The 17,490-nt window shown below is 73.8% G+C and carries 17 protein-coding genes; 7 read left to right on the top strand and 10 right to left on the bottom strand.

Going from position 1 to position 17,490, the window contains the following annotated elements; genetic code table 11:
* Positions 1-59: 59 nt before the first annotated feature.
* The 5 genes from AB0D29_RS17435 to AB0D29_RS17415 all read right to left on the bottom strand — a co-directional run bounded on the left by AB0D29_RS17435 (position 60) and on the right by AB0D29_RS17415 (position 4,521).
* A complete protein-coding gene (locus AB0D29_RS17435; protein ID WP_362855032.1) occupies positions 60-1,439 on the bottom strand; it encodes a hypothetical protein in 1,380 nt (459 codons plus the stop codon).
* A gap of 118 nt (positions 1,440-1,557) precedes the next feature.
* Entirely contained in the window at positions 1,558-2,895 is a 1,338-nt protein-coding gene (locus AB0D29_RS17430; RefSeq protein ID WP_362855134.1) for an MFS transporter, read from the bottom strand.
* Positions 2,896-3,007: 112 nt separating this feature from the next.
* Entirely contained in the window at positions 3,008-3,358 is a 351-nt protein-coding gene (locus AB0D29_RS17425) for a metalloregulator ArsR/SmtB family transcription factor (RefSeq protein WP_030708808.1), read from the bottom strand.
* A gap of 92 nt (positions 3,359-3,450) precedes the next feature.
* Positions 3,451-4,281, bottom strand: coding sequence for a CbtA family protein (locus AB0D29_RS17420; RefSeq protein ID WP_362855030.1), 831 nt, complete (start codon positions 4,279-4,281; stop codon positions 3,451-3,453).
* A 12-nt stretch (positions 4,282-4,293) separates the two neighbouring features.
* Complete coding sequence (locus tag AB0D29_RS17415) at positions 4,294-4,521, bottom strand: CbtB-domain containing protein (protein ID WP_030708804.1); 228 nt, start codon at positions 4,519-4,521, stop codon at positions 4,294-4,296.
* 370 nt (positions 4,522-4,891) lie between these two features.
* Here AB0D29_RS17415 and AB0D29_RS17410 point away from each other — a divergent pair, with 370 nt between their 5' ends.
* The 3 genes from AB0D29_RS17410 (at position 4,892) to AB0D29_RS17400 (ending at position 7,255) form a co-directional block, all read left to right on the top strand.
* Positions 4,892-6,127, top strand: a complete 1,236-nt coding sequence (locus AB0D29_RS17410; protein WP_362855028.1) for an MFS transporter — start codon at positions 4,892-4,894, stop codon at positions 6,125-6,127.
* Positions 6,128-6,183: 56 nt separating this feature from the next.
* Positions 6,184-6,819: an alpha-ketoglutarate-dependent dioxygenase AlkB gene (locus AB0D29_RS17405; protein ID WP_362855027.1), complete on the top strand. Its 636-nt coding sequence runs from the start codon at positions 6,184-6,186 to the stop codon at positions 6,817-6,819.
* A 64-nt stretch (positions 6,820-6,883) separates the two neighbouring features.
* Positions 6,884-7,255 carry a VOC family protein gene (locus AB0D29_RS17400; protein ID WP_362855026.1) on the top strand — a complete coding sequence of 124 codons (372 nt, stop codon included), beginning with the start codon at positions 6,884-6,886 and terminating at the stop codon, positions 7,253-7,255.
* 56 nt (positions 7,256-7,311) lie between these two features.
* Here AB0D29_RS17400 and AB0D29_RS17395 read toward each other — a convergent pair whose 3' ends face one another.
* Together AB0D29_RS17395 and AB0D29_RS17390 are read right to left on the bottom strand one after the other, a co-directional pair.
* A complete protein-coding gene (locus tag AB0D29_RS17395; protein WP_362855025.1) occupies positions 7,312-7,617 on the bottom strand; it encodes a YkvA family protein in 306 nt (101 codons plus the stop codon).
* A gap of 55 nt (positions 7,618-7,672) precedes the next feature.
* Positions 7,673-8,137 carry a MarR family transcriptional regulator gene (locus AB0D29_RS17390; RefSeq protein WP_351288959.1) on the bottom strand — a complete coding sequence of 155 codons (465 nt, stop codon included), beginning with the start codon at positions 8,135-8,137 and terminating at the stop codon, positions 7,673-7,675.
* Between the two features lie 119 nt (positions 8,138-8,256).
* On the opposite strand from AB0D29_RS17390, the gene AB0D29_RS17385 reads away from it, so the two are divergent.
* Both AB0D29_RS17385 and AB0D29_RS17380 read left to right on the top strand, forming a co-directional pair.
* Positions 8,257-8,820 (top strand): DoxX family protein, encoded by a 564-nt coding sequence (locus AB0D29_RS17385; protein ID WP_362855024.1) that lies wholly within the window; start codon positions 8,257-8,259, stop codon positions 8,818-8,820.
* A gap of 112 nt (positions 8,821-8,932) precedes the next feature.
* Entirely contained in the window at positions 8,933-10,774 is a 1,842-nt protein-coding gene (locus AB0D29_RS17380; RefSeq protein ID WP_362855022.1) for a glycoside hydrolase family 15 protein, read from the top strand.
* A 13-nt stretch (positions 10,775-10,787) separates the two neighbouring features.
* On the opposite strand, the gene AB0D29_RS17375 is transcribed toward AB0D29_RS17380, so the two are convergent.
* Positions 10,788-12,890, bottom strand: coding sequence for a SpoIIE family protein phosphatase (locus tag AB0D29_RS17375; protein WP_362855133.1), 2,103 nt, complete (start codon positions 12,888-12,890; stop codon positions 10,788-10,790).
* A 49-nt stretch (positions 12,891-12,939) separates the two neighbouring features.
* Positions 12,940-14,403 (bottom strand): MFS transporter, encoded by a 1,464-nt coding sequence (locus AB0D29_RS17370; protein WP_362855021.1) that lies wholly within the window; start codon positions 14,401-14,403, stop codon positions 12,940-12,942.
* Positions 14,404-14,578: 175 nt separating this feature from the next.
* On the opposite strand from AB0D29_RS17370, the gene AB0D29_RS17365 reads away from it, so the two are divergent.
* Both AB0D29_RS17365 and AB0D29_RS17360 read left to right on the top strand, forming a co-directional pair.
* On the top strand, positions 14,579-15,499 hold the full coding sequence (locus AB0D29_RS17365) for a LysR family transcriptional regulator (RefSeq protein WP_362855020.1): 921 nt from the start codon (positions 14,579-14,581) through the stop codon (positions 15,497-15,499).
* Positions 15,500-15,613: 114 nt separating this feature from the next.
* Positions 15,614-16,351 (top strand): class I SAM-dependent methyltransferase, encoded by a 738-nt coding sequence (locus tag AB0D29_RS17360; protein ID WP_362855019.1) that lies wholly within the window; start codon positions 15,614-15,616, stop codon positions 16,349-16,351.
* A 38-nt stretch (positions 16,352-16,389) separates the two neighbouring features.
* Here the strand turns inward: AB0D29_RS17360 and AB0D29_RS17355 are convergent, their stop codons facing one another.
* Entirely contained in the window at positions 16,390-17,298 is a 909-nt protein-coding gene (locus AB0D29_RS17355; protein WP_362855018.1) for an alpha/beta hydrolase, read from the bottom strand.
* Between the last annotated feature and the right edge of the window lie 192 nt (positions 17,299-17,490).

Here is a 17,490-nt window from a genome sequence, read left to right as displayed (position 1 = left end):
TCACCTTTGTGGGTTCGTGAGCGGCGGAAGGAACCGGTGCGGGGAGGTAAGTCCCCGGGTCAGCACAGGGCTTGGCGCGGGTGCGGGCGGTACTGCCGGGGGCGGCGGGCGCTCCCTCCGGTGCGGCCGGGTCCGGGCCCGGCCAGCCCCGCCCGGAACAGCCCGTAGGTGATCCGCTGCCGTGCGGCCGCCTCCAGGGCGTCCCGCAGGGCGCCCGCGCGCAGCAGCGCGCCGGGGCCCAGCAGACCCTCGACGACGGCCAGCGCGCCGGCGGTGTCACCGTGGTCCAGGCGTTCGCGGACGCCGGTGAGGCAGTCCGGGTGCCGGTGCGCCGCGTCGATGGCCTGCAGGCAGGGGAGCGGAGTGCCCGTCAGTGCCGCCAGCAGTTCCTCCCGGCGGATCTCGGCCGGATCGTGGTCCAGTGGGGCCAGTACCCCGTCGACCAGGCCGATCCGGTGCCGGGCCCCCCGGCATTCGACGAGGCGCGGTTGCCCCGCCCGCTCCGGGGTCCGGGACGGACGGACCGGCGGACGACCCGGTACGAGGGCGGCGGCGACCAAGGGGTGCAGCTGGTCGGCACCGAGCGCACCGGCGCGGAGCAGCTCCAGGTCGGGCAGCACCCGGACGGCCGCGTCGGGCAGGACCGGCAGCGCGGAGGCGCTCCCGTCCGCGGGCGCCGCCCCGATCCGCAGGGCGGGCGCCCCACCGGCCCCGTCCCCGCGCGCACGCAGATCCACGACCAGCCGCTGCCGGGCACCGAACCGTACGGTGACGGCTCCGGCGGCCCGCCCTTCGGCACGGAGCAGGATCTCGGCCTCGGCGGCCCAGCGGTCCACGGCGCAGCTGTGTCCGGGCGGGAGCATCTCCCGTAGCCCCGAGTCCGCCGGGGGCTGGTCGGCCCCGGAGCGGACCCTCAGCTCGCCGGTCCTGCGCGCGTCCCACAAGTGGCGGTGCAGGTCGAGGCGGAACCGCCGTTGGGGACGGGCGCGCGGGCGCGGATCGCCACCGTCGCCGGATCCGTCCCACAGTGCGAGGCTGATCCGCTGACCGGCGTCCGCCCAGGCCGGAGCCGTCCGGGCCACGAGGTGGATCGCATGCGCGCGGGGCCGCTCCGTGACCTCGTACCGGGCCAGGGAGAGGGTCAGATCGGGGCGCAGCAGCCCGTCGGGAGCGATGCGCGGCATGTGCCAGCGCAACAGGTCGGGTGCCAGATGGCGGAGGTCGGCCCGGATCCGGGCCGTGAGGTCGTGTCCGTACGAGCGGGCCACGGAGCGCAGGTTGAGATCGACGTCGACACCTGCGGCGGCGCAGGCCCCGGCCCAGTCCCCGACGGAACGCCGGGCGGTCGCGGTCTCGATCATGGAAGGCGGCACGGCGTACTCACGTACGCGCAGCCAGAGGGAAAGGCGGGAATCGCCCTCCGCGGTCTGAGTGAGCATCAGCACTCACCTTGCGCGGACGGGACCCCCGATCTGTGAACGGAAGGAGTGGTCATCGCGGTGATCGTAGCCATCTGGCCAGGGGTCCACCAGTGGTTTTCGGCGCGCTGCGGGGCCGTCAGGGCCATTGGGGGTGGTGGCGGTCGATGACGTAGTGGTGGTCGTGGCGCCAGCCGGAGCCGCAGGGGTGGGCGTCGGCGAGGTGGGGGTGGCCTGGTGGCAGGTCCGGGTGGACGTGTTCCAGGCGGTACGGGTCACGGGCGGGCCAGGTCGCGGCCGCGGCCGCGGTGGAACCGAGGGCGACGGTCCCCAGGACCATCGCGGTCAGCGGCAGGCCCGCCCCCGCGCCGAGCCACCCGGCCAGCGGGTAGGTGAGCAGCCAGCAGCCGTGGGAGAGGGAGAACCGGGCGGCGAAGGCGGCGGGCAGGTCCGCGTCGGCGGTGGAGCGGCGGATCAGGCGGCCCCCCGGCGTCAGGACGGCGGAGCAGGCGGCGCCGAGCGCGGCCCAGACCACGAGGAGCGCGGGCCAGGACCAGGAGCCCGGGGCGGTCGAGGTGACGGCCGCCGCGGCGGCCAGGAGCGCCGGGAGGGCGAAGGCGGCGCGGAGCATCACCGTACGGTCGGTGGCCCGTTGCAGGAGGCGGGGCAGGACCAGCGCGGTCAGGATGGATCCGGCGCCGTACGCGCCCAGGGCGAGCGAGACGGCGCCGGCCGGGCGGCCGAAGTGGCCGCGGACCAGGGTCACGGTGCCGACGAAGACCAGGGCCCCGGCGGCCGCGACGGCCAGGTCGAGGGCGAGCAGGGCGCGCAGTCGGGGAGTCGCCCGGAAGAGGCGGATGCCGAAGCCGGCCCGGGTGCGGACACCGCCGGTCCGTTCGACCGGGGCGGGCCGGGGCAGCACGGTGGCCACGACGAGCGCGGCCGAGCCGAGGAAGCCGAGGACCGTGCCGGCGAACAGCCAGTCGTAGGAGACCAGGGTCAGCAGGGCGGCGGCCAGCACCGGACTGAAGAGGCTCTCCAGGTCGTAGGCGAGCCGGGTCATCGACAGGGCCCGGGTGTAGTCGTGTTCGGCAGGCAGGATCTCGGGGACGGTGGCCTGGAAGGTCGGGGTGAAGGCCGCCGACGCCGCCTGGAGCAGGAAGACCAGCAGGTGGATCTGCCAGACCTCGGTGACGAACGGAAGGGCCGAGGCCACGCCGGCCCGGGTGAGGTCCATCGCCGCCATGAGGGTGCGGCGGGGGATCCGGCCGGCGACGGCCGCGATCAGCGGGGCGATGCCGACGTAGGCGACCATCTTGATCGCCAGCGCGGTACCGAGGACCGCCGAGGCGTCGGAGCCCGCGAGGTCGTAGGCGAGCAGGCTCAGCGCGACGGTGGCGAGACCGGTTCCGACCAGGGCGATGACCTGGGCGGTGAACAGGCGGCGATAGGTGCCGTTGCGCAGTACGGACAGCACGGGCGGCCCCGTCCGGTCGGCGGGTCGATGACTCCACGTCAGCGTAGCCAACATGTGCGTACCTGTGCACCTATTGGTCGCCTTGCGAGCGGGAACCCCGGCGGTCGCCGTGTCAGTCGTGCGGGGGCAGCGAACCGAGCTGGTGGTCGGCGGCGTTCAGGGCCTCGTCGACCAGCCGTCGCAGGTGCCCGTGGCGTACGGCGTACACGACCCGGCGGCCGTCCTTGCGGGTGGTGACCAGCCCGGCGAGGCGGAGCTTGGCGAGGTGCTGGCTGACCGACGGCCGGGCCGCCCCGCACGCCTCGGTGAGCGTGGTGACATCGGCCTCGCCCCGGGCGAGCCGCTCCATCAGCGCCAGCCGGGTACGGTCCGCGAGCAGGGCCAGAACGGACGCGGCGACCTCCAGCCGGTCACCCCGTTCCTGCGGGACCTGGGCACCTGCCAGATCCGTGCCTGCGCTCATGCGCACATCGTAGGGCGGCCGCGGCGCAATGCCACGGGCCCCGCCACCCCCGGCAGGGGTGGCGGGGCCCGTTGTGCGGGCGGTACGGCGGATCAGCCGACCGCGGGCGCCGGCTGCTGGGCCGTCGCCTGCGCGCCGTCGGCGCGCGCGGCCAGGAGCCGCTGGGCCAGGACGCCGAAGACGATGGCGAACACCGCCCACAGCACCAACTGCACGGCCAGCGAGGCGACCCGGAACTCCCACAGCAGGGCGGCGGGGAAACCGGGCTGGACCGCATCACTGTTGTCCGGCAGGAACGCGAACGCCAGGGCCGCGGCGACGACGAAGGCGCCGCTTGCGGTCAGCGTCGCGTTCCAGTTGCCCAGGCGCGGTGCCAGCCGTCGCCCGAGGATGATCGCGCCGACGCCGAGCAGCACGCTCAGCAGGATCATCAGGAAGAACAGCGTGGTGCGCTGTCCGATCGTGTCCGGATTGCCGACCGCCGGCGGGGTGGCCGGGTACTTGAGGAACGGCACCAGGTAGACGGTCGCGAAGGCACCGGCCGCGGTGAGCGCCGCCGTGGCCCGCGGGCTGAACCCGCCGACGCGGCCGAGGGCGAACGAGAACGCGAGCGAGGCGATACCGCCCAGCGCGACCCCGTAGACCAGGACGCCGGTGGCCAGGCCGAAGGTGGACTGCACCGGCCGGCTGACCAGTTCCTCCTCTTCCGCGGCTTCGGCCGGTGCGGCGTCGCCGCCGCCGTGCCCGGCGTGGGCGCTCGGGGCACCCGCCGCGTCCTGGGCGGCCTGGGCCTCCTCCACGGCGATGGAACCCCGGACCGGGGGCTCACCCACCACGTAGGCGACGGCGAAGGCGAACAGCCCGGCGATCAGGCCCGCGAGCATCCCGCGGACCAGCAGACCTCTGACAGTGGAGGCGTACATGTGCGTGGCCTCTCAGTGGCAGGGGAAGCCGAGCAGGTGACGACCGTCGTGGACCCACTCGTGCACGCCCTCGCCGGCGAACACGGCCGTGGCGCCCTGTTCGGCGCCGACGAAGTACAGGGCGACGAGCATCAGGAGACCGACGAAGAGCGCCCAGGGCAGCACCGCGCGCACGGGCAGCGGAGCCGACAGGGAGCCGGCGGGGGTGGATACGGCAGCGGAAGCGACAGCCTCGGCCATGATGGAACCTCCTCGGGGAACAACGCGTCCCATACGGTGGTGCAGGACGACGGTCCTCGGGTCTGACTCGCCGCGGAGCCATCCCGGAGGGGATGTCACCGCAGCACACAGTGGCGCGACCATGCCGGATTCACACCGGGCTTCCGTCTCGCCGTCGTCGCTATGTGCAAATGTCGGGGTGACGCTACCGTGCGGCGGGCCTGCGGCCAAGTGCGTGAGTCTCTGATCACACGCGGGTACGGGCAGGATCCCGCTCCGGGCCCGGTCCGGGCACCGCTGGTGTCCACGCAGTGGTACGGAAAAGACTGCTAGAATCCCGGTGTTGGCCTTCGGCGTGCGTGCCCCGTGCACGTGTCCGGAGGCTTTTTTCATGCCTTCTTCCCTTCCTTCCTCTTCTGCCTCTCCCACCCCCTCGACCTCCAAGCCGGCCCCCGCGACCGCCACCGGCTACCGAGACCTGCTCCGCAACCGGGAGTTCACCGGCCTCTACGCCGGCTTCGCCCTGACCGTCGCCGCGAGCACCCTGTCGGGCTTCGCCCTCGGCACCCTCGTCGACCAGCAGACCCGTTCCCCGTTCCTGACGGCTGTGAGCATGTACGGCGCCACGTTCGCCACGGTGCTCGGCGCGCTGACGCTGATGTCGGTCGCGGACGGGAACCGGCCGCGCCGGACCGTCGTCGCGCTCCAGTCCGCCTCGCTGATCGGTGTCTGTGCCCAGGCCGTTCCGGGGCTGCCGCTGGTCGCCCGGTTCGCCCTGCTGCTGATGCTGGGCTTCTTCCAGTCCCTCGGGACCGGCACCCGGCTGGGGCTGCTCGCCGAGATCGTGCCGAACTCCGGCTACGCGCCGGCGCGTTCGCTCATGAACATCACCTCGGGCGGCACGGCGATCCTCGGCTACGCCCTCGGGGCCGTACTGCTGTCGTACCTGAGCCCGTACGGGGTCTTCCTCGTCGCCGCCGCCCTGACCGCCCTCGGCCTCGCCGTGGTGGCGGCCACCGTCCGCGAACGCTCGGTCCGGCTCACCCGTCGCCCCGGACTGCGTCAGACCTGGACGACGAACACCGAGTTGTTCTCCCACCCCGGCCGGCGGGCGCTGCTGCTGAACCTGTGGGTGCCCAACGGTCTGATCGTCGGCTGCGAAGCCCTGTTCATCTCCTACGACCCCGGCCACGCCGGCACCCTCCTGGCCGCCGGATCGGCGGGCATGCTCCTCGGGGACCTGGCCGTCGGACGGCTGCTGACCGCCGGGCAGCGCCGCCGCCATGCCTTCGCCCTGCGGCTGCTGCTGGCCGTCCCCTTCCTGCTGTTCGCGTTCCAGCCGCCCCTCCCGGTGGTCGCGGTCGCGGTGTTCCTCGCCAGTGCCGGATTCGCGGCCACGCTGCCCCTCCAGGAGCAGCTCCTGGACCTGACCCCCGACCCGGTGCGCGGCCAGGTCCAGGGGGTCGAGTCGGCCGGCCGGATGACCTGGCAGGGCCTCGGCGCCGCACTCGCCGGCGGCCTGGCCCAGTACCTCGCCCCGGGCGCCGCGATCGCCGTCGTCGCCGCGGTCTCCGTCGCCGTCACCGTCCTCGCCCGGCCGTACGTCGTCCGCGCGGGCGGCAGCTGAGCGGGCGCGCCGAAGTATTCGTGCACGTGTTCGGTTCATGGGGTTAGGCTGGGGGCATGCACGCAGTCCAGGGGCTTCAGGGCTCCCTCTTCGACCAGGGTGACGAGATCCGGCTCGGCCCCCTGGGCGGCCTGCGGCGCACAGACCTCGGCGCCGGGGCCTGGGTCGACCACCTGCCCGGCTGGCTGAGCGGCGCCGACGCGCTCTTCGAGCGGCTGGCCGCCGACGTGCCCTGGCACGCCGAGCGGCGGCAGATGTACGACCGCGAGGTGGACGTGCCCCGGCTGCTCTCCTTCTACGGGGAGGGCGAGGCCCTGCCGCACCCCTCGCTCACCGAGGCCCGAGAGGCGCTCACCCGCCACTACGCCGCCGAGCTCGGCGAACCGTTCACCACCGCCGGCCTGTGCCTGTACCGCGACGGCCGGGACAGCGTCGCCTGGCACGGCGACCGGACCGGCCGCTCCTCGACCGAGGACACCATGGTCGCCATCGTCTCCGTCGGCGACCCGCGCGATCTCGCCTTCCGTCCCCGTGACGGCGGCCCCACCCTGCTACGGCTGCCGCTGGGCCACGGCGACCTCGTCGTCATGGGCGGCTCCTGCCAGCGCACCATGGAGCACGCGGTGCCCAAGTCGGTCCGGGCGGTCGGGCCCCGCATCAGCGTCCAGTTCCGGACCCGGGGCGTCCGCTGACCACCCGCGCCGTGCCCGGGCGACGGGGTTGCGGCCGCACCGGGCGCCCTCCAGGCTGATACGCATGGATCTGGGTGCGTTCTCCGTGAGTCTGGCCGTGCGGGACATCGAGGCCTCCAGGGCGTTCTACGAGAAGCTCGGATTCACCGCCTTCGGCGGGGACCCCGCGCAGAACTGGCTGATCCTCAAGAACGGCGACCACGTGATCGGGCTCTTCCAGGGCATGTTCGAGAAGAACATGCTGACCTTCAACCCGGGCTGGGACGGCGACGCGCAACCGCTCGACTCGTTCACCGACGTCCGCGAGCTGCAGCGGGAGCTGAAGGCGAGCGGTGTGGAGTTCCTGACGGAGGTCGACGAATCCGGCTCCGGTCCGGGCAGCTTCCTCGTCCTCGACCCGGACGGCAATCCGGTCCTCTTCGACCAGCACCGCTGAGCCCGTACGGCTGAGCCCGTACCGCTGAGCCCGCACGGGGCCGCCCCGTACCGGCCTCACCCGACGGTGTCCGGCTCCTTCGCCGTACGGCCGGCCCCCACGGCCCCGGCCGCCGCGTGCAGCGAGCGCAACGCCAGCAGCAGGACGCCGATGTCGTCCAGGTACACCGGGTCCGGAATCAGGTCCACCGGCGAGACGGTGTAGATCACGGCGACCCAGAACAGGGCCTTGTCGCGCAGCGGGATGCCCGCGTCGAGCAGCAGCCGCCGTGCCTTGAAGACCCGTACGAGCAGCACGGCCGCGGCGATCGCGAGCCCCACCGCGACGACCGTGAGCAAGGTGAGCCAGACCTTTCCGTCCATGGCGCCCCTATACCCCGAAACCGCCACCCGATACCCGAACGGCCGCCGGATCCACTCAGGCGCCCTGTTCGCGCAGCCGGCGGCCGACCTCGCCCAGCCCGTCGGCGAGCGCGTCGAGCTGTCCGGGGGTCAGGACGTCGACGAGGATCTCGCGGACCGTCGCCACGTGTCCGGGCGCGGCCTGTTCCAGCTTGGCGCTGCCGGCGTCGGTGAGCACGGCGAAGACGCCGCGCACGTCAGATGGGCAGCTGCGACGGCGGACCAGTCCGGCCTTCTCCATCTGGGTGACCTGGTAGGTCAGCCCGCTCTTGGAGTTGATCAGGCCGTTGGCGAGCTCGGTCATCCGCAGCTCGCGCCCGGGTGCCGCGGCGAGCCGCACAAGGATCTCGTACTGCGGGTGCGAGAGGCCCGCCTCGTCCTTGAGCTGTTGGTCGAGACGGCGGTTCACCAGGGCCGATGCGGCCAGGAAGCCGCTCCAGGCCCGCATCTCGCGGTCGTCCAGCCATCTCGGTTCTGCCATGGCGCCAGCCTACACGGGTTGTTCCAATTTGAATCAATGGTTAGGGTCGACGATCAGCGGTTCGAATTTGAACAACTCCCTGCCAGCTCCACCGGGCCGCCCGACCGGAAGGACCCCCCATGACCAGCCCCTCCGTCACCACGACGAAGCCGCAGGCCGCCGCACCGGCCGCGCGCCCCCACGGCGCCACCCCCTCCACCCCGGGCCACGACACCGGCCTCCTGCTCCTGCGCCTCGTCCTCGGCCTGACGATGGCCGCGCACGGCACGCAGAAGCTCTTCGGCTGGTTCGAGGGCGGCGGCATCAGCGGCACCGGCCAGTTCTTCACCGCCAGCGGATACCCCGCCGGTGACGCCATGGCCGTCCTCGCCGGGCTGACCGAGACCCTGGGCGGCCTCGGCCTCGCCCTCGGCCTGCTCACCCCGCTCGCCGGCGCCGCGATCGTCGGCACCCTCATCAACGCGATCGCCGTCCACGGCGCCGGCGCCTTCTTCGCCCCCAAGGGCATCGAGTACGAACTGCTGCTGACCGCGGGCGCCGCCGCCCTCGCCCTCACCGGCCCCGGCCGGTACGCCGTCGACCGCTTCCTGCCCGTCCTGCGCAGCCACCGCCTGGCCCACGGCGCCCTCGCCGTCGCCCTCGGCGTGGTCCTCGCCGCGGTGCTGCTCCTCGTACGCGACTAGTTGCGCGACTGGAGGCGCGCGGGGAACGGTCCCCAGAGCCTGACGTAGCGCGCACGGGGGTGTCCGGGGCCCGAGCTGATTGGCCCCGGGCATTCGCGGGAAGAGCGCACAAATGACACAACCCATCGAAGACTACGCACTCATCGGCGACCTGATGACCAGCGGACTGGTCGGCCGTGACGGGTCCATCGACTGGCTGTGCCTGCCCCGCTTCGACTCGGCCGCCTGCTTCGCCAAGCTCCTCGGCGACGAGGAGAACGGCCACTGGCGCATCGCCCCCGTCGACGCCGAAGACGGCGAACCGTGCACCCGCCGGGCCTACGTCGACGGCACGCTCGTCCTGGAGTCGTACTGGGTGACCGACACCGGCACCGTCAAGGTCATCGACTTCATGCCGCAGCGCGACGGGGCCCCCGACGTGGTCCGCATCGTCGAGGGCATCAGCGGCACCGTGCGCATGCACAGCACCCTGCGCCTGCGCTTCGACTACGGGAACGTCGTCCCCTGGGTACGCCGGGTCTACGAGGACCGGGTGGCCATCGCCGGGCCCGACTCCGTCTGGTTCCGCAGCGAACCCCCCGTCCGCACCTGGGGCGAGGCCAACAGCACCCGCTCCCAGTTCCCGGTCTCCGCCGGCCGGCGCGTGGCGTTCGTCCTCACCTGGCACCCCTCGCACGAACCGCGGCCCGATCCCTGCGACCCCTTCGAAGCCCTGGAGCAGGGCCTCGCGGAATGGCGCGAGTGGAGCTCGCAGTGCCGCTACGAGGGCCCCTACAAGGAGGCCGTGAACCGCTCCTTGATCACCCTCAAGGCCCTCACCTACGCCCCGACCGGCGGGATCGTCGCCGCCTCCACCACCTCCCTCCCCGAGGAAATCGGCGGCGTCCGCAACTGGGACTACCGCTACTGCTGGCTGCGCGACTCCACCCTCACCCTCGGCTCCCTCCTCGCCACCGGCTACCTGGACGAAGCCCGCGCCTGGCGCAGGTGGCTGCTGCGCGCGGCCGCCGGCGACCCCGCCGACCTGCAGATCATGTACGGGATCGCCGGCGAGCGGCGGATCCCCGAGAGCGAACTGCCCTGGCTGAGCGGATACGCCTCCTCCGCCCCGGTCCGGGTCGGCAACGCGGCCGTCGACCAGCTCCAACTGGACGTGTACGGGGAGGTCATCGACTCCCTCCACGTGGCCAGGTCCGCCGGGCTGCCCTCCGAGCGCCACGCCTGGCGGATCCAGCTCGCGCTCCTCGACTTCCTGGAGCGCAACTGGCAACGGCCGGACGAGGGCCTGTGGGAAGTCCGCGGCCCGCGCCGCCACTTCGTCCACTCCAAGGTGATGGCGTGGGTCGCCGCCGACCGGGCCGTGCAGGCCCTGGAGCACGACTCCTCGATCCCCGGCGACGTGGAACGCTGGCGCACCATGCGGGACGCGGTGCACCTCGACGTGTGCACCAAGGGCTACGACCCCGAGCGGGGCACCTTCACCCAGTACTACGGCTCCAGCGAGCTCGACGCGGCGACCCTGCTCATCCCCAGGACCGGTTTCCTGCCGCCCGACGACCCGCGGGTCATCGGCACGGTCGACGCCGTGCGCGCGGAGCTGGGCAGCAGCGGACTGGTCCGCCGCTACACCACCGAGGGCCCCGCCGTCGACGGACTGCCCGGCGACGAAGGGGCCTTCCTGGCCTGCTCGTTCTGGCTGGCCGACGCCCTGTACCTGACGGGCCGGGAGAAGGAGGCCCGCGACCTCTTCGAGCGGCTGCTGGCCGTACGCAACGACGTGGGACTGCTCGCGGAGGAGTACGACCCCGTCGCCCGCCGCCAACTCGGCAACTTCCCGCAGGCGTTCAGCCACGTCGGACTGGTGAACACCGCGCTGATCCTGGCGGGCGACACGGACTGGTCCGCGGGCGGGTCCACGGGCCGGTCCACGGGCCGGTCCACGAACGCCGGCTGACGGGCCCGGTCTCCTACGCGTCCTCGCCCCTGCGCGACGCCAGCAACAGGGCGATGTCGTCCGGCCGGTCCGCGGTCCCGTCCGCCTCGCCGACCAGCCGGTCGGCGGTCTCGGTCAGCGGGGACGGCCGGGCCGCCGCCAGGGCCGTCCGCAGCCGCTCGACCCCTTCGTCGATGTCGATGCCGGGCGTCTCCACCAGCCCGTCCGTATAGAGGGCGAGCACCGCGCCCGTCTCCAGCCGCAGTTCCGTGACCGGGTACGAGGCCTCCGGGTCGATGCCGAGCACCACCCCGCCCGCCAGGTCCAGCACCTCGGTCCGACCGTCGGGGTGGCGCAGCAGCGGCTGGGGGTGGCCGGCCCGCACGGCCCGCACGGCGCCCGACGCCGGGTCGAGCAACACGTAGCAGCAGCTGGCGAACTGGCCCGGATCCAGGTCGATGAGCAGCTGGTTGGTGCCCCTCATCACCTGCTCCGGCGTGCTGCCGCTGAGTGCGAAGGCCCTTACGGCGCTGCGGAGTTGACCCATGGTCGCGGCGGCCGCCACCCCGTGTCCCTGGACGTCCCCGATGACGAGGGCCAGCAGGCCGCGCCCCGTCTCGATGACGTCGTACCAGTCGCCGCCGACGTCCATGCCCGCGGTGCCCGCGAGATAGCGGCCGACCGTGTCCACGTTCTCGCGCACCGGCAGCCGGTGCGGCAGCAGGGCCGCCTGGAGCCCGCGCGCGAGGGCCGCCTCGCTGTCGTAGCGCCGGGCCCGCGCCAGGGCCTGTGCGATCAGGCCGGCCAGCGCCGTGAGCACCGTACGCTCCTCCGAGCTGAAGCCGCGGGGCGAGTCGAAGCCCAGGATGCACGAGCCGACGGGCCGGCCGGAGGCGATCAGCGGCAGGAAGGCGCGGGCACCGACGTGGGCGTCCAGCGGAATGCCCGGATAGGCGGCGGCGAGGTGCTGCATCGACTCGAAGAACATCGGCCGGCCCGTGGTCAGCGTCTCCACGCCCGGCAGCCGCACATCGAGGGAGACCCCGTCGAACCGGTTGAGGAAGCCCTGCGGGAAACCGGTCTCCCAGGCGAGGTACAGGTGCCGCTCGTCGAGCAGGTAGATCGCCAGCTGGCGGCCGCCGAAGGCCGGCAGCAGCTCCTCGGTGACCACCGCCGACACCTGCCGGGCCGTGACGGCCTCCGACAGCGCGATGGCGAGGGCCACCGGCCGGTACAGCGCGGAGGCCTGGTCCACGGGCGAAGCCGGGCCGGCAGCGGGCTGGACCACCGGCGCGGGCGCGTAGGCGGGCTTCTCGGAGCGGCCGATCGTCAGGGTCACGCCGTCGGGGGCGGGGTGCAGGTCCACCGACAGCCACTCCCCGGGCGGGTGGCGGCCGCGACGGGCCGGGAAGCGCGCCGGCTCGCCGGACATGAAGACGGCCCGGAAGTGGTCGTCGTAGGCGTGGTGCCCCAACCACGGCAGAGCCTCCCACAGCACCTTCCCGTACAGCTGGGGGCCGGCGAGGCCGAGCAGCTCCTCGGCCGCCCTGTTGACGAACCCGATCCTGCCCTGCCGGTCCAGGGAGAGCACCGCCAGCGCGAGCCGGTCCAGGGCGGCGCGGGCCCCCGCGGACCCCGTGTCGGGCGGCGGCGTCGGTACCGCCACCGGGTCGCCCTCCCACGCCACGGGCGCGCCGGCCGTGGCGAGCTCCGCGAGGTCCTGCGCCAGCTGGTCCGCGGCCTTCCGCAACCGTTCCCGGTCGACGGCCCCGACAGGGATGCCGGGGGTCGCCGGGCGCAGCACCAGCAGCACGCCGAACCGCTGCGTCCCGGCGGTCACCGGCTCGTACAGGGAGGCGAAGGGGAACGGCAGGCTGGCCACGAGCTGGGGGAAGCGGCCCACGGCCGACTCCGCGTCCGCCAGGTGCACGGCCTGCCCGGTGCGGTAGACCTCGGCGGGCGGGTACGGGCGGTTCACCTGGATCCGCCACCACGGGCGGAACAGGGGCAGCGGCAGGCCCATGAACACCGCCAGCAGCAGGAGACCGGCGGTGGGCGAGCGCAGGTAGATCCCGCCCGCGTACCCACCCACGGCCTGCACGGCGTTCACGGTCGCCCGGGCGAGTGCCTGCGTCATGGCATCGGGGGCCGGTACGCCGCCGCTGTCCGCTCTCGCGATCACACAGTCAGGATGCGCCCTCGGCGGCGGCCACTGCATCCCGGCCGCGCCCGCGCCGCCCCGCCCGGTACCCGGTCACCACCGCGGCCGAGGCGCACAACAGCACCACGGCCACCGTGCGCAGCGCGGCCCCCATCGCGTCGGTGAAGGCGGCGACCTGAGCCGGATCCTGCGGGTTCCCGTGGAAGCGCGAGGCCAGCACCGTGCCGACCACCGCCACCCCGAGGGCGGCGCCGATCTCCCGGGCCGCCGTGTTCAGCCCGGAGCCGAGCCCGGCCTGGTGGGAGGGCAGCTCGGCGACCACCGTCAGCGTCAGAGAAGGCGCGCACAGGCCCGTGCCCACGGACAGCACCAGCAGGTAGAGCGCGTACACGGGGTACGGGGTGCCCGCGTCGGCGGTGGAGACCAGCAGCAGCCCCGCCCCGATCAGGCCGAGCCCGGCGCCGACCGGCAGCCGCGGCCCGATCCGCTCCTGGAGCCGGGCGCCGAAGCGGGGCACCAGCGCCATGCCGACGGTGAGCGGGACGATCGCGAAGCCGGTCTGGGCGGGGGAGAAGCCCTTCGCGTACTGGAGGTACTGGGCATTGACGAAGAACAGGGCGAAGAGTCCGAAGAAGGCGGTGCCGATGCCGAGCGTCCCGGCGCGGAGCCTGCGCGAGCCGAAGATCCGCGGGTCCAGCAGCGGCCGGGCGGCGCGCAGCGCATGGCCGGTGAACGCGGCGAGCAGCCCCGCACCCAGGCCGAAGGCGGTCAGCACCTGTACCGAGGCCCAGCCGTACGCCGGCCCCTCGATGATCCCGTAGACCACCGCGAGCAGCGCACCCGCGAGCAGCGCCGCCCCCAGGGGGTCGACGGCAGCGGTGGGCCGGGACGGAGTACGGGGGACCGCGCGGGCGACCGCGAGCGCGAGCAGCGCGCCGAGCGGGACGACGGCCCAGAACAGGGCCCGCCAGGTCAGGTACTCCCCGGCCAGGCCACCGCCGACGTTGCCCGCCAGGCCCCCGAGGCCCGCGGACAGCGTCCAGGTGGCCAGGGCGCGGCTGCGGCGCTCGGGCGGAGTCAGGTGGATCAGGACGGACATGGTGGCGGGCATGATCAGGGCCGCGCCCGCCCCGCACACCCCGCGGCCGGCGATCAGCACGGCCGGGGCCTCGGCGAGGGCGCTGGCGGTCCCGCCCGCCGCGAACAGGCCGAGCCCGGCGAGCAGGGCGCCCTTGCGGCCGTAGCGGTCGCCGAGCGCCCCGGCGGGGATGAGCAGCGCGGCGAAGACGATCACGTACGCGTCCACCGACCACAGCAGCTCGCCGGGATCCGGATGCAGCTCGGACGCGGCGAGCTGGGGGATCAGCAGGTTGACGGCGGCGACCATCCCCTGGGCGACCAGCACGCAGGCGCACAGGACGAGCAGGGCGGGCCGGGTGAGGGTGGGTGCGGGTACGGCGGGACCCTGCGTGACGGCATGGCGGAGCACGGCTCCTCCTCGGAGTCGGTGGCGTGGCGGTACGGCGGAAGGAAGGAAGAGGGAAAGCAAGAACGAAAGGAAGGAAGGAAGGAAGGAAGGAAGGGCGGCCGGCTGCGGCCATCGCCCTTGGGCCACAGTAGAGTTGGGCCGACCTGCTTTCCAGTGCAACTTGTGCAAGGGATCTATGCGTGTGACGCAATCCGGGCTGGACCTGAATCTCCTCGTCGCCCTGGACGTCCTCCTGGAGGAGGCGAGCGTGTCCCGGGCCGCGGCCCGCATGCACCTGTCCGAGCCCGCCATGAGCCGGACCCTCGGCCGGATCCGCAAGGCCCTCGGCGACCCGGTCCTGGTCCGGGCCGGCCGGGTCATGGTGGCGACCCCGCACGCCCTCGCCGTGCAGGGAGAGGTCCGCGCGGTCGTGGAACGGGCCCGCGCCCTCTTCCTCACCGGGGCGGAGGTGGACCTGCCCACGCTCACCCGCACCTTCACCGTGCTGGCCAACGACGCCTTCACCGCCGTCTACGGGGCCACGCTCTTCAACCGGATGACCCGCGAGGCGCCGGGGGTGCGGCTGCGCTTCCTCCCGGAGAGCCACGTGGACGTCCCCGCGCTGCGCGAAGGCGTCGCCGACCTGGAACTCGGCGTCGTCGACACCCGTTCCCCCGAAGTGCGCGTCGAGCACCTCTCCGACGAGCGCATGCTGGGCGTCGTACGCCGCGGGCACCCGCTGCTGCGCGGCCGCATCACGGTGCGCCGGTTCGCCGCGGCCGAGCACCTGACCGCCTCCCGGCGCGGCCGCCTCGAAGGCCCGGTGGACGCCGCGCTCGCCGACCAGGGGCTGGCCCGGCGCGTGGTGGGCAGCGTGGGCACCTTCCCCGCCTCCCTGTTCGTCCTGCGCGAGAGCGACCTCGTCGGACTGCTGACCAGCCAGGTCGCACCGCTCGCCGCCGCGCTGGGACTGGAGACCTTCGAGATACCGCTGGACCTGCCGCCGCTGCCCTTCGGCATGGCCTGGCACCCGCGCCACGACGCCGACCCGGCGCACGCCTGGCTGCGCGCCTGCGCCCGCGAGCTGGTGCCCCCGCCGGACCGGGAGCCGCGATAGGCCGACCGCCTCCCTCGTCCGGGGGACGTACGGGTGTACGGCCCGGCCCCCGGCCGCGCCGCGGGGGACGATACGCACGCGTCCCACCTGCGGCAGGCCCCCGGAAGGCAGAGCATGCGGTTCCAGTACGACACCATCGGCGAGCGTTACGCGGAGTCGAAGACCACGGCGGCCTTCTCGGCGGCCGACACCTACACGCTGCACGGAGCCCTCGACGCGCTCGGCGGGGTGCGCGGGCTCGACGCCCTCGACCTGGCCTGCGGATACGGCTACAACACCCGGCTGCTGGCCCGCGGCGGGGCCCGCCGGACCGTCGGCGTGGACGTCTCGGAGGAGATGATCCGGCTGGCCCGCGAACACGAGGCCACGAAGGACCGGCCGGACGTCGAGTACCACGTCGCCGACGCCGCCGGCCTTCCCCACCTCGGCCCCTTCGACCTGGCCACCGCCGCGTACGTCTTCAGCTACGCGCCCGACCGCCGGTCCCTGCACGCGATGTTCCGGTCCGTCCGCGCCAACCTGCGCGCCGGCGGGCGGCTGCTGGCCATCGTGCCCAACGCGGGGGCGTTCCCGCGCGTGGACTGGTCGCCGTACGGGGTCCGCATCCTCGACCGGATCCCGGACGGCGACGCACCGCTGCTGAAGGCGCACTTCCTGACCGAGCCGCCGGTTCCCTTCGAGTTCCGCGAATGGGCCCACGCCGACCTCGCCGAAGCGGCCGTCGAGGCGGGCTTCGTCACCGTCGGCTGGCAGCCGAACCGGACCCCGCCCGCCGACGCCGTACGCGACGAGGCGTACTGGACGGGGTACCGGTCCTGGCCGATCAGCTCACTGATGACCTGCACGGCGTAGGGCACCCCGGCGTGGGCGGACAGGTCATGACGGACAGGTCACAGCTCCGCCGTCGCCCTGATCAGCTCGACGATCCGGTCGCGCGCCGCCCGCCCCTCCGGCACCGGAAGCAGCGGGTAGCCGTGCGGCAACCCCGCGGCCTCGTGGAACTCCACCTCGGCCCCGTCCGCGCGCGCCCGGCGCAGCAGCTCCCTGCTGTCCGTGGCCAGCACGTCCCGGGTCCCGGTGAACACCGTCAGCGGCGCCAGCCCCGCGAAGCCCCCGTGCAACGGGCTCACCCGGGGATCGTCGGCGGCCAGGGTCCCCGCGTACAGCCGGCCGGCCTCCCGCAGCCCCGAACGGGCCAGCATCGGATCGGCCGCCTCGAGGGCCGCCTGGTCCGGATGGCTCATCGTCACGTCCAGCCAGGGCGAGATCAGCACGATCCGGGAGGGCTGAGCCCCGGTACGGTCGCGCAGCCGCTGCGCGGCCGCCAGCGCCAGCCCGGCCCCCGCCGAGTCCCCGATCAGCACCGTTCCGCCACCGCCGCCGCCCGCGATCAGGCCGCTCAGCAGGTCGGCGGCGACCGGGACGGTCCGGTCGGCGGTACCGCGCGGCGCGAGGATGTACGCCGGTACGACGACCCGGGCCCGCGCCTGCGTGACCAGGGTCCGGATCAGCGCCCAGTGCGGGCGGACCAGTTCGTTGATGTACCCGCCGCCGTGCACGTACAGCACCTGCGCCGCGGGCTCCCTCCCGAGCGGGGAGACGTCGTACACCGGCCAGGCTCCGACGAAGGTCCGCGAGATGTCCGCGACCCGCCCCAGCGAACGCGGCGGCAGATGCGAGGCCGGTCGGCGGGCGGACTCCGCCACCCGGGTCCGTACCGCCTCGGCAGTGGCGAACCGTCTTCGGCGTCCCGCCGCGATCAGCGCCGCCGACAGCGCCCTGCTGCGCAGACTCGGCACGCCCCTCACCTCCCCTTTTCCCCGTGCCCGTACCGGCACGGGACCCTGCCCCGTCACCTGAGGAGCATAGGCGTGAAGCTGCGCTGTCGACCCGCTTAAGAAAGTCTCGATGGACTGATCACCGCGCCGATCGGCAGATTGGTGCCCGTCACCGACGCCGTCCGGGCCCGCACGCCCGCGGCGCCCCCTTCC

This window comes from Streptomyces sp. NPDC048424 (assembly GCF_040651555.1).
In the GTDB taxonomy this organism is placed as follows: domain Bacteria; phylum Actinomycetota; class Actinomycetes; order Streptomycetales; family Streptomycetaceae; genus Streptomyces.
The sequence above is the reverse complement of the archived record's forward strand: the minus strand, read 5'-3'. Positions and strand labels throughout refer to the sequence as shown.

What these genes read in the sequence shown, in the direction of transcription:
- AB0D29_RS17405 (WP_362855027.1), top strand. Translation starts at nt 6,184, where the DNA reads ATGCACGCAGTCCAGGGGCTTCAGGGCTCCCTCTTCGACCAGGGTGAC.
- AB0D29_RS17365 (WP_362855020.1), top strand. Translation starts at nt 14,579, where the DNA reads ATGCGTGTGACGCAATCCGGGCTGGACCTGAATCTCCTCGTCGCCCTG.
- AB0D29_RS17385 (WP_362855024.1), top strand. Translation starts at nt 8,257, where the DNA reads ATGACCAGCCCCTCCGTCACCACGACGAAGCCGCAGGCCGCCGCACCG.
- AB0D29_RS17415 (WP_030708804.1), bottom strand. Translation starts at nt 4,521, where the DNA reads ATGGCCGAGGCTGTCGCTTCCGCTGCCGTATCCACCCCCGCCGGCTCC.
- AB0D29_RS17435 (WP_362855032.1), bottom strand. Translation starts at nt 1,439, where the DNA reads ATGCTCACTCAGACCGCGGAGGGCGATTCCCGCCTTTCCCTCTGGCTG.
- AB0D29_RS17410 (WP_362855028.1), top strand. Translation starts at nt 4,892, where the DNA reads ATGCCTTCTTCCCTTCCTTCCTCTTCTGCCTCTCCCACCCCCTCGACC.
- AB0D29_RS17425 (WP_030708808.1), bottom strand. Translation starts at nt 3,358, where the DNA reads ATGAGCGCAGGCACGGATCTGGCAGGTGCCCAGGTCCCGCAGGAACGG.
- AB0D29_RS17390 (WP_351288959.1), bottom strand. Translation starts at nt 8,137, where the DNA reads ATGGCAGAACCGAGATGGCTGGACGACCGCGAGATGCGGGCCTGGAGC.
- AB0D29_RS17360 (WP_362855019.1), top strand. Translation starts at nt 15,614, where the DNA reads ATGCGGTTCCAGTACGACACCATCGGCGAGCGTTACGCGGAGTCGAAG.
- AB0D29_RS17375 (WP_362855133.1), bottom strand. Translation starts at nt 12,890, where the DNA reads ATGACGCAGGCACTCGCCCGGGCGACCGTGAACGCCGTGCAGGCCGTG.
- AB0D29_RS17395 (WP_362855025.1), bottom strand. Translation starts at nt 7,617, where the DNA reads ATGGACGGAAAGGTCTGGCTCACCTTGCTCACGGTCGTCGCGGTGGGG.
- AB0D29_RS17380 (WP_362855022.1), top strand. Translation starts at nt 8,933, where the DNA reads ATGACACAACCCATCGAAGACTACGCACTCATCGGCGACCTGATGACC.
- AB0D29_RS17400 (WP_362855026.1), top strand. Translation starts at nt 6,884, where the DNA reads ATGGATCTGGGTGCGTTCTCCGTGAGTCTGGCCGTGCGGGACATCGAG.
- AB0D29_RS17420 (WP_362855030.1), bottom strand. Translation starts at nt 4,281, where the DNA reads ATGTACGCCTCCACTGTCAGAGGTCTGCTGGTCCGCGGGATGCTCGCG.